Origin of the sequence: Pseudomonas trivialis, from assembly GCF_001439805.1 — a bacterium.
GTDB lineage: Bacteria > Pseudomonadota > Gammaproteobacteria > Pseudomonadales > Pseudomonadaceae > Aquipseudomonas > Aquipseudomonas trivialis.
Window position 1 is genome coordinate 369,533 of record NZ_JYLK01000004.1, and the last position, 10,436, is coordinate 379,968.

Sequence of the window (10,436 nt, forward strand, 5' to 3'; positions counted from 1 at the left end):
AGCTGATCAGTGCGCTTCCCACTCACGCATGCGCACGCGGCAGTGCTTCATGGCGTTGACGATGTGTTTTTCCACCAGCGCGCGGGAAATGCACAGGCGCTCGGCGATCTGCAGGTGGGACAACCCGTCGAGCTTGCGCAGCAGGAAGCTGTCGCGGCAGGCGCTCGGCAATTCGGCCAGGGCGCGCTCGAGCATGTCCAGGCGCTGGGCCTGATGGTGGCTGGCATGGGGCGACTCACTGGCGAAACGCTCCTCGCTGTCGAGTACGTCCAATGGCTCGACCTGGCGCAGGGCATTGCGCCGGTGACCGTCGATCACCAGGTTCAACGCGGTGCGGTACAAAAATGCGCGGGGCTGGTCGATGGGTGTATCGCTGGTGCGCTCCAGCACCCGCACGTAAGCGTCATGCACCACATCTTCGGCCACCTGACGGTTGCCCAGCTTGGCGTTGAGGAAACACACCAGCTCGCGATAGTAGTTTTCCAACATGACTCCCGACTGTCTCGTGGCGGTACAAAAAATGACAACCCTGCAGGCCATCGTGATGGCAGTTTGGGTGCGTGCAATTTATAGTAATTCTCATCTACTTTTAAAGAAGTCTCGCATTGACGCGGCTTTTTTTTATTCATCGGCGCTGTTACAGCCTGTGTAACCGCCTAAATTTGCGCGCATTTTCCTCGTATATCAGTCAGCTCCCCGCGACTGCGGCCCATACCCTGGCTGGAACCCACGCATGAAACGCCCCCGTCTCGCCCGACGCGCCCTGCCTGCTGTGGCGTGCCTGATTGCCCTCATCGCGCTGATCATCGGGTACAACCTGCCGCCGAACCGCGATGCGCTGACCACGGTCACCGTCACGCGCGGCAACATTGAAAACAGCGTCACCGCACTGGGCACCCTGCAACCGCGCCGATACGTGGACGTGGGTGCCCAGGCGTCGGGGCAGATCCGCGACATTCATGTCGAAGCCGGCGATCAGGTCAAGGCAGGCCAACTGCTGGTAGAGATCGACCCTTCCACACAAAAAGCCAAACTCGACGCCAGTCGTTACGCCATCGACAACCTCAAGGCCCAATTGCAGGAACAACAGGCCCTGCACGCACTGGCGCGGCAGAAATTCCAACGTCAGCAGCGCCTGGCGGCGGGTAACGCGACGCGCGAAGAAGACGTGCAGGCCGCCAGGGCGGAACTGAGCGCCACCCAGGCGCGGGTCGCGATGTTCCAGGCGCAGATCCGCCAGGCCCAGGCCAGCCTTCGCAGCGACGAAGCCGAGTTGGGCTACACACGCATCTATGCACCGATGAGCGGAACGGTGGTGGCGGTGGACGCCCGCGTCGGCCAGACCCTTAACGCCCAGCAGCAGACGCCGTTGATCCTGCGCATCGCCAGGCTGTCGCCGATGACGGTGTGGGCCGAGGTGTCGGAAGCCGACATCGGTCATGTCAAACCGGGCATGACCGCCTACTTCACCACGCTCAGTGGCGGCAGCCGTCGCTGGACCAGCACCGTGCGGCAAATCCTGCCGATTCCGCCCAAGCCGCTGAACGAAACCAGCCAGGGCGGCGGCAGCCCCAGCAGCAAGAGCGGCAGCGGCCGCGTGGTGCTGTACACCGTGCTGCTGGACGTGGATAACACCGACAACGCGTTGATGGCCGACATGACCACCCAAGTGTTTTTCGTCGCCGGCCAGGTCAAAAACGCCCTCACCGCGCCGGTCGCCGCCTTGCACGGCAGCTCGGCCCACGTGGTCGCGCAGAACGGGCACATCGAGGAGCGCCAGGTGCGCCTGGGCATCAGTGACCGGCTGCGGGTCGAGGTACTCGACGGCCTCAGCGAGGGCGATCATCTGTTGATCGGCCCGGTCGACGGCAGCGGAGGTTGAGGTGGCCACGCCGCTGATCGAGCTCAAGAACATCCGCAAATCCTACGGCGGTGGCGACAGCCCGCAGGTGGATGTGCTGCGCGGCATCGACCTGTCGATCCATGCTGGGGAATTCGTCGCCATCGTCGGCGCCTCCGGGTCCGGCAAGTCCACGCTGATGAACATCCTCGGCTGCCTCGACCGCCCGTCCGTGGGCGACTACCTGTTCGCCGGGGAAAACGTCGCGCATCTGGACGGCGATGCGCTGGCCTGGCTGCGCCGCGAAGCCTTCGGTTTCGTGTTCCAGGGCTACCACCTGATTCCGTCCGGCTCGGCCCAGGAAAACGTCGAGATGCCGGCGATCTATGCCGGCATCAGCACCGCCGAACGTCATGCCCGCGCCACCGCCCTGCTCACCCGGCTGGGCCTGGCCGAGCGCACCGCCAACCGCCCGCACCAGCTGTCCGGCGGCCAGCAACAGCGGGTGTCCATTGCCCGCGCCTTGATGAACGGCGGCCATATCATCCTCGCGGACGAACCCACCGGCGCCCTCGACAGCCACAGCGGCGCCGAGGTCATGACCCTGCTCGACGAACTGGCGAGCCAGGGCCATGTGGTGATCCTGATTACCCACGACCGCGAAGTCGCGGCGCGCGCCAAGCGCATCATCGAGATTCGCGACGGCCTGATCATCAGCGATTCCGCCGACAGCGACAGCAGCGTGCCGGCATCGGCCAACGGCAACGCGCTGCAGGCCGTGGACCTGCGCCAGCGCCTGGCCGACGGCGCCGAACACAACGGCGCCTGGAAGGCCGAGCTGGTGGACGCCGTGCAAGCGGCGTGGCGTGTGATGTGGATCAATCGCTTCCGTACCGCGCTGACCTTGCTGGGTATCATCATCGGCGTGGCATCGGTGGTGGTGATGCTGGCGGTGGGCGAAGGCAGCAAGCGCCAGGTGATGGCGCAGATGGGCGCGTTCGGCTCCAACATCCTCTACCTCAGCGGCACCTCGCCCAACCCGCGCACGCCGTCGGGGGTGGTCAGCCTCAGTGACGTCGCGGCCCTGGCCACGCTGCCGCAGGTGCAGCGCATCATGCCGGTCAATGGCAGCGAGGCGGGGGTGCGCTTTGGCAATGTCGACTACATGGCGTATGTGGGCGGCAATGACACCCACTTCCCCGGCATCTTCAATTGGCCAGTGGTCGAGGGCAGCTATTTCAGCGAAGCCGACGAGCGCAATGCCGCCACGGTGGCGGTGATCGGTCATCGCGTGCGCCAGAAGCTGCTCAAGGATGTGTCCAACCCGATTGGCCAGTACATCCTGATTGAGAACGTACCGTTCCAGGTGGTCGGGGTGCTGGCGGAAAAAGGCGCGAGCTCCGGCAACAAGGACAGCGACGACCGCATCGCCATCCCCTACACCGCCGCCAGCGTGCGCCTGTTCGGCAGCTACAACCCCGAATACGTGGTGATCGCCGCCGCCGATGCGCGCAAGGTGCGGGAGGCCGAACAGGCCATCCATGAATTGATGCTCAAGCTGCACAACGGCAAGCGCGATTTCGAGCTGACCAACAACGCGGCGATGATCCAGGCCGAGGCGCACACGCAGAACACACTGTCGCTGATGCTGGGTTCGATTGCCGCGATCTCCCTGCTGGTGGGCGGGATCGGCGTGATGAACATCATGTTGATGACGGTGCGCGAACGGACTCGTGAAATCGGTATCCGCATGGCCACCGGTGCGCGCCAGCGCGACATTCTGCGCCAGTTCCTTACCGAGGCGGTGATGCTCTCGGTGGTGGGCGGCCTGTTCGGCATTGCCCTGGCGTTGCTGGTGGGCGGTGTGCTGGTGCTGGCCAAGGTGGCGGTGCAGTTTTCGCTGCTGGCGGTGCTCGGCGCGTTTGGCTGTGCGCTGGCCACCGGCGTGCTGTTCGGCTTCATGCCGGCGCGAAAAGCGGCCCGGCTCGATCCAGTCAAGGCGTTGACCAGTGAATAACTCTTCGTTTATCCCGCACCTGTCGGCCGTCAGCCTGTGCCTGCTGCTCAGCGCCTGCGGCGGCAACCCGCCGGTCGTCGACGGCGGCATCACCGCGCCCCCCGCGTGGCAATTCGCCGAGCGCGATGCGGCACGAGCGACCAATCAACGCTGGTGGACGCAGTTCGGCAGCGCGCAGCTCAATCGCCTGATCGACCAGGCCCGGCGCGACAGTTTCGATGTTGCCGCCGCCATGGCGCGGGTGCGACAGGCTCAGGCGAGCGCCGTCATCGCGGGTGCGCCACTGTTGCCCGAGGTGAAATTCAACCTCGCCACTGGCCATCAGAAACTGCTGCGCGGCAAGGGCGGCCCCGACCTGGATGTGTCGCAGGACGATGATGCCGTCGACAACTTCGGCGCCAATTTCAGCGCCAGCTATGAAGTGGACTTCTGGGGTGGTCGCGCCGCCGCGCGTGACAGCGCGCTGTATGGGGTGCGCGCCAGTGAGTCCGACCGGGCCACCGTGGAGCTGACCCTGCTCGGCAACGTTGCCGACCGCTATGCGCAAACCCTCGCCGCACGCGAACGCCTGCAAATTGCCGAGCTGAACCTGAGCAACGCACGCAACGTGCTCAAGCTGGTGCAGGCCCGTTACGACGCGGGCTCAGCCACCGCGCTGGAACTGGCCCAGCAGAAAAGCCTGGTGGCCGGACAGCAGCGCCAGGTGCCCTTGATCCAGCAACTGGCCGAAGCATCGCGGATCAGCCTGGCCACCCTGCTCGGTCAACCGGTGCAGGCTTTGGCGCTGGAGGCCGAACCCTTCCACACGCTGACCTGGCCGAGCATCGGCCCCGGCGTGCCCAGCCAACTGCTGAGCCGGCGCCCCGACCTGACCAGGGCCGAGGCACAATTGGCGGCGGCCCGGGCGGATGTCACCGTGGCCCGCGCCGCCATGCTGCCCGCTGTCACCCTGGGTGCCACCGTGGGCTCAGATGCCTACAAGGCGGCAGAGATCCTGCGCAGCCCCTACTACACGCTGACGGCCGGGCTGGTGGCGCCGATCTTCGACCATGGTCGTTTGAGCGCCGAGCGCGACAAGGCCCGCGCACGCCAGGATGAATTGCTGCACACCTACCGCGCCGCCATCCTCAATGGCTTTGCCGATGTGGAGAAATCCCTGAGCAGCATCACGCGCCTGGATCAGCAGCGCCAATGGCAGGACGAAGAATTGCAGCAAGCGCAGGCGGCGTTGCGGATCGCCGAAAGCCGCTACCAGGCCGGCGCCGAAGACTGGCTGACGCTGCTTGCGGCCCAGCGCACCCTGTACGCCGCGCAGGACGCAAACGTGCAACTGCGGCTGTCGCGCCTGCAGGCCAGCCTCGCGCTGTTCAAGGCGTTGGGGGGCGGCTGGAATACCGACAGTTGATAAACGAATCTCCGCTTTCCTACACAGACTGTTTACTCACCCTACATTATCGCGCCCAGGGTCCTTGGTAAAAAAGCCGCTATCTCACGGCTGACCGAACCCTTCGATGAAACTCCGCACTCTAGGAAGATGCCTGGCCGCCCTCGGCTGTTGGCTTGCCGCTCCCCTGCTGCTGGCCGAACCACTGATCGCGCCGACCGCCATTGACTGGCTGCTGGACTGCCCCTTTTCCGGCGTTGTACCACTCGACCCCGAGGTGGTAGCGCGTACCCAGTGCGGTCAGGTAAGCGTGCCGCGCGACCATGCCGCTCCCGGGCGCGGTCGCGTGCGTCTCACCCTGACGCGGGTTGGCGCCCGGCAACCGCTGAGCCGCGAAGGCGTGGTGTTTATCCAGCCGGGCACACTGGACGCAGCCAGCGGCGTGCATTTCGCACTGCAATTGACCAGCCGCTGGGAGTCCCTGGCGACGCCTGCCTACCGCAAGCTGGTTGACCGGTATGACGTGATCGAACTGAGCCTGCGCGACCTGTCGCAGGACAATGCGGTCGAGCAGGCTGCGCAGGACATGGAGTACGTGCGCGGGCAATTGGGCGAGGCGCAGCTCAGCTTTGTGGGGAATGCCGATACCACCCTGCTCGGCAGCCGTTACGGCTCGCTGTTTCCCGAGCGGGTCGTGCGCATGGTGCTGGTGAACGCGAGCAAAGGCTCACCGGTGGCCGTGGGGGTGGAACAATTGCTGCTCAAAGGTACCTCCAGCGCCGACGTGGATGGCTGTGTGACCCGCTGGCTTGGCGACTTCCTCGCCGACGGGAAACAACCGCCTGCGTCCGCGCGCTGCGTGGACCGCGGGGCGTGGGAATAGCCCAATGCAGCCGGCGCTCTGTGGCGAGCGGGCTTGCCCCGCGTTGGGGTGCGAAACGCCCCCAATCAAGGAAAACACGGTGTCCCTGACTGCTGGTTTTGGGGCTGCTGCGCAGCCCAACGCAGGACAAGCCTGCTCGCCACAGGGAATCTGCGCATGCATTCCACTACAATGCCCGGACTCAATCGCAAGGCATTTTATGGACATCGAACTGGCTCGCACCTTTCTTGAAATCATCCGCTGCGGCAGCCTGGCGGCGGCGGCCGAGAAGCTGCACGTGACCCAGACGGCCATTACCGCGCGGGTCAAGAGTCTCGAAAGCCAGCTGGGCAGCACGCTGTTCATCCGTAACCGCGCCGGTGCGCGGTTGACCGCCGACGGCGAGGCCTTCGTGGTGTATGCCAACCAGTTGCTGCAGACGTGGGAGGCCGCGCGCCGCGACCTGCCACTGCCCGAAGGCTATCGCAACATGCTGCACATCGGCGGCGAGGTCAGCCTGTGCAACCCGCTGATGCTTGGCTGGGCCCAGGCCCTGCGCGAACACATTCCCGGGCACGCACTGCGCACCGAAATCGGCGAAGGCGAGCACCTGCTGCGCCAACTGGAACTGGGCGTGCTTGACGCCGCGCTGGTGTTCCAGCCGCAGTACTGGCCGGGTTTGCAGGTGGAGCAGGTGCTCGAAGAAAAACTGATCCTGGTGCAATTGGTGAGCAGGCCGGCGCCCTACGTGTATATCGATTGGGGCCCGGGCTTTCGCCAGCAGCATGACGCCGCCCTCCCCGACAAGGCCCGCGCGGCGTTGAGTTTCAATGTGGGGCCGCTGGCCTTGCAGTACATCCTGGAGAATGGCGGCGCGGGGTATTTCCGCACGCGCGTGGTGCAGAGCTACCTGGACAGCGGCGTGATGCAGCGTGTACCCAAGGCGCCGGAGTTCAGCTTTCCAACTTACCTTGTGTACGCGCGGGCGCGGGACTCGGCCGTGTTGCAGCAGGCGCTGGCACTGCTGCGTGAGGTGGTCAGGGCGGAAACTGACTGGTCACAGCGTTGGGACCCGTTGATCTGAGCCCCCCGCCACCGCATCCACTCAGAAATCGACCGTGGCCGACAGCAGATAGGTGCGCGGCGTCGAGAGGGTCAAACCCGGCTCGCTGTCATCCGAGGCACCGGCCGAGCTCCAGTAGCGCTTGTCGGCCACGTTCTCCACGTTGGCGCGCAGGGTGATGTGCTTGTCATCCACCTTGAAGGCGTAACGCGCGCCAACATCGATGCGGTTCCAGGCATCGATCTGCTTGACGTTGGCCTGGTCCAGGTACTGGGAGCTGGAGTAGATGCCGCGGCTGGTCAGGGTCAGGCCTTCGAGGGTCGGCACATCCCACTCTGCACCCAGATTGACGTTGTACTTGGGCGTTGCCGGCGCGCGGTTGCCGTCGAAGGTGCCGTTGGTGGTGTGGGTCAATTCGCTGTCGATGTACATCACGCCGCCGAGCAGACGCAAGCCCTTGAGCGGCTCGCCAAACAGGCTCAGCTCAACCCCCTCGTTCTGCCGCTTGCCATTGGGGCCGAACACCCGCGAGCCGGCATTGGTTTCGTAGGCCGGTTGCTTGATGCGGAATACCGCCGCCGTCACAGCGAAGGCGCCGGCGTCATATTTGGCGCCCACCTCAACCTGACGACTGATAAAGGGCGGGAAGATTTCATCTTCGTTGATCGAGGTGGACGGCGCGATCTTGCCCTGGCTCAAGCCTTCCATGTAGTTGGCGTACAGCGAGAGGGTGTCGGTGGCCTTGAACAGCACGCCGCCCGAGGGTGAGATCTTTTCTTCGTCGTAGGCGGTGGCGCCTTTGACGTTGTCGGTCCAGTCGTCGACCTTCACGCGCTGCCAGCGTGCGCCCAGGGTCAGCAGCAGGCGGTCGTCAAAAAAGCCCAGAGTGTCGGACAACGCCAGGCCGCTGAACGTATTTTCGGTGTACACCTTGGAGTCAAAACGCGTCGGCCGCGAAGGCGTCGGGGTTTGCACGGGGTTGTAGAGGTTGCTCGGCGCCGCCGCATAGCGCGCGCCGCCGTTTTCAAAGTCCATGTAGAAGTGGCTGGCCGCGAGGTTGACCTCATGGCTCACCGGTCCGCTGTGAAACCAGCTGCGCACGCCGGCGGTGGCGGTGCGCACATTTTCGTCACGGGTAAAATCACGCGGCTGCACGCTGAAATCGCCGGCGTTATTGCTGACCGACACCGCATGGCGCAGGAAATCGTGGTTACTCTTGCGCGCGCCCACCCCGCCGTACAGCATCACATTGTCGCTGAGGTCGAACTCACCATTGAACGTGCCGAAGGTGTCGTTGGTGCTGGCCTTGCTCCAGGACTGCGCGTAATTGCGGCGCACATCGCTGGCGCTTGGCACGCTGGCATTGGCGGCCACCTGCACACGCTCCTGGGGCGCGTCGGTGTCCCGCTCGGTGCGGCCGATGTCTGTCGAGAGACGCAGGCGCTCGCCGCGAAAATCCAGGCCCAGCACCGCCATCTCGCGGTCGACGCTCTGGTGATCCCACTCGGTGTCACCGGCCTGCTTCACGCCGTTGAAACGAATGCCGAACTTGTTGTCCTCGCCGAACCGGCGGCCAATATCCACCGCCCCGCCCGCCTGGCTGCCCGAAGCCCAGGTGCCGGTAAACGAATTGATATCCTTGTCGGTCGCCCGCTTGGGCACCACGTTGATGCCGCCGCCCACGCTGCCACGCGGGGAGATACCGTTGATCAACTGGCTCGGGCCCTTGAGGATGTCGACGCGGTCGGCCATTTCCATGTCAATCGTGTACGTCGGTAGTACGCCGTACAAGCCGTTGTAGGACACATCACTGTTGAACAGGCTGAAACCGCGAATGGTGAACTGCTCATACCGCCCACCCGCCGGGTTGGTGGTGCGCACCGAAGGGTCGCTGGCAATCAGGTCGCCTAGCGTGCTCGCCTGTTGGTTCTTGACCGCCTCCTGGGTGTAGGTGGTCATGCTGAAGGGCGTTTCCATGAAGTCTCGCGCGCCCAGCAGACCCTGCGAGCCCCGGCGCGCAACCTGTCCGCCGGCGTAGGCATCACCGCTGGCCAGATCGGTGGTTGCCAGGATAGAGGTTGGCGCCAGTTGCAGGCTGCTGCCTTCGGGCACCGGCACCAGCATGAACGCCTGCTCGCCCATCGGCTGCAACTGCAGGCCGGAGCCCTGCAACAGACGGGCAAAGCCCTCCTCCACCGCATATTCGCCCGTCAGGCCGCTGCTGTTGCGACCGCTGACCAGCGCCGGGTCCACCGACAGATTGACGCCAGCCAAGCCGGCAAACCGGGTCAGCGCGCCGCTCAGGCTACCCGCGGGTACCTGATAGCTGCGGCGTGTGGTGTCTTCGGCGTAGCTGAGTGAGACGAACAGCGGGCTGGCGCTGAGGCTCAGCATCAGGCTCAAACGGAGCAAAGGGCGCAAGCGCGGGGGCAAAACGGCGGACATGGGAAGGCTCTCGATTTTGTTCACTTACCGGGTATGACAGGCGAGGTAAAAAAAAGGGACAGGCGCAGGCGCACTACCGAGAGGTCATCGAAAACAGCTGCTGGGGAACATTCAGTTGAACAACTCGTCAATTGGCTAGCCGCTCTGTGGGCAAGACCGCACTGCAACGTTCATCCACGCGGCGTACTGTAAAAAACCGCTACAGAGAACCTGCTCCCACCCCGACCCTTACTGGAGACGCCATGAACAAGTCCCGCCTTTTATTGCTCGCCCTGTCACTCCCCACCATGAGCTGGGCCAGCGATGCCTTACCCGACTTGCCTGCAGTGACGCAGTCTTTATTGGCCGGAAAGTCCGTCTCCGTGGTGCTTGACCTTGGACTCTGCAAACCGGGATCGAGCGACGTTGAGCCCACCAAAACCCGTGGAGGGCTGCGTATTGATGCCTTTCGCGTGACCGAAGACGGCACCCTGGCATTCGCCGACGATCATTTCAGTGTGAACCGTGACGGCAAGCCTATTAATCAATTTTTGCGCTATCGGGTGCACCCGGATGGCACTGCCGAATTCAGCATGACGATATTCTCGGTGCCCGATTACCGGCAGATTGATAAAACGCTCACGTATCAATGCGGTATTGGCAAGGGTTTGAGGTTTTTTGCAGGGGGTTGAATTCAGGAGGATTGAGAGTGCGCTGGCGAGAGTGTCAGATTTTTTGTGTTCGGGCCGGTTACGGCCTGCCGTCAGGCAGGCCCTATCTTTACCAGGTCGGCCTGATAAATCGATCTCCGTACAGAATCGCAAATTGATTCATCGCGCTCTTCCA

Annotated in this window: 8 protein-coding genes; 6 read left to right on the plus strand and 2 right to left on the minus strand. The window is 64.1% G+C overall.

The genetic code is table 11. The annotated features are described in order from the left end of the window. Positions 1 to 6: 6 nt before the first annotated feature. On the minus strand, positions 7 to 489 hold the full coding sequence (locus TU79_RS08860) for a sigma-70 family RNA polymerase sigma factor (protein WP_057007627.1): 483 nt from the start codon (positions 487 to 489) through the stop codon (positions 7 to 9). Positions 490 to 733: 244 nt separating this feature from the next. Between TU79_RS08860 and TU79_RS08865 the strand changes: the two genes are divergently transcribed. From TU79_RS08865 to TU79_RS08885, 5 genes are all read left to right on the plus strand, one after another. Continuing rightward, the gene (locus TU79_RS08865; protein ID WP_057007628.1) at positions 734 to 1,882 is read left to right on the plus strand and encodes an efflux RND transporter periplasmic adaptor subunit; all 1,149 of its coding nucleotides are present in this window, start codon (positions 734 to 736) and stop codon (positions 1,880 to 1,882) included. Between the two features lies 1 nt (position 1,883). Beyond that, positions 1,884 to 3,857: a MacB family efflux pump subunit gene (locus TU79_RS08870; protein WP_057007629.1), complete on the plus strand. Its 1,974-nt coding sequence runs from the start codon at positions 1,884 to 1,886 to the stop codon at positions 3,855 to 3,857. Next, positions 3,850 to 5,262: an efflux transporter outer membrane subunit gene (locus tag TU79_RS08875; protein ID WP_057007630.1), complete on the plus strand. Its 1,413-nt coding sequence runs from the start codon at positions 3,850 to 3,852 to the stop codon at positions 5,260 to 5,262. The genes TU79_RS08870 and TU79_RS08875 overlap by 8 nt, the downstream gene beginning before the upstream one ends. Positions 5,263 to 5,368: 106 nt before the next feature. After that, the gene (locus TU79_RS08880; protein WP_057007631.1) at positions 5,369 to 6,124 is read left to right on the plus strand and encodes an alpha/beta hydrolase; all 756 of its coding nucleotides are present in this window, start codon (positions 5,369 to 5,371) and stop codon (positions 6,122 to 6,124) included. Positions 6,125 to 6,323: 199 nt separating this feature from the next. Then, positions 6,324 to 7,187, plus strand: a complete 864-nt coding sequence (locus TU79_RS08885; RefSeq protein WP_057007632.1) for a LysR family transcriptional regulator — start codon at positions 6,324 to 6,326, stop codon at positions 7,185 to 7,187. Between the two features lie 21 nt (positions 7,188 to 7,208). Here the strand turns inward: TU79_RS08885 and TU79_RS08890 are convergent, their stop codons facing one another. Next, the gene (locus TU79_RS08890; protein WP_057007633.1) at positions 7,209 to 9,611 is read right to left on the minus strand and encodes a TonB-dependent receptor; all 2,403 of its coding nucleotides are present in this window, start codon (positions 9,609 to 9,611) and stop codon (positions 7,209 to 7,211) included. 242 nt (positions 9,612 to 9,853) lie between these two features. On the opposite strand from TU79_RS08890, the gene TU79_RS08895 reads away from it, so the two are divergent. Beyond that, the gene (locus TU79_RS08895; protein WP_057007634.1) at positions 9,854 to 10,282 is read left to right on the plus strand and encodes a VirK family protein; all 429 of its coding nucleotides are present in this window, start codon (positions 9,854 to 9,856) and stop codon (positions 10,280 to 10,282) included. Positions 10,283 to 10,436: the final 154 nt, after the last annotated feature.

What these genes read in the sequence shown, in the direction of transcription:
- TU79_RS08885 (WP_057007632.1), top strand. Translation starts at nt 6,324, where the DNA reads ATGGACATCGAACTGGCTCGCACCTTTCTTGAAATCATCCGCTGCGGC.
- TU79_RS08895 (WP_057007634.1), top strand. Translation starts at nt 9,854, where the DNA reads ATGAACAAGTCCCGCCTTTTATTGCTCGCCCTGTCACTCCCCACCATG.
- TU79_RS08880 (WP_057007631.1), top strand. Translation starts at nt 5,369, where the DNA reads ATGAAACTCCGCACTCTAGGAAGATGCCTGGCCGCCCTCGGCTGTTGG.
- TU79_RS08865 (WP_057007628.1), top strand. Translation starts at nt 734, where the DNA reads ATGAAACGCCCCCGTCTCGCCCGACGCGCCCTGCCTGCTGTGGCGTGC.
- TU79_RS08860 (WP_057007627.1), bottom strand. Translation starts at nt 489, where the DNA reads ATGTTGGAAAACTACTATCGCGAGCTGGTGTGTTTCCTCAACGCCAAG.
- TU79_RS08890 (WP_057007633.1), bottom strand. Translation starts at nt 9,611, where the DNA reads ATGTCCGCCGTTTTGCCCCCGCGCTTGCGCCCTTTGCTCCGTTTGAGC.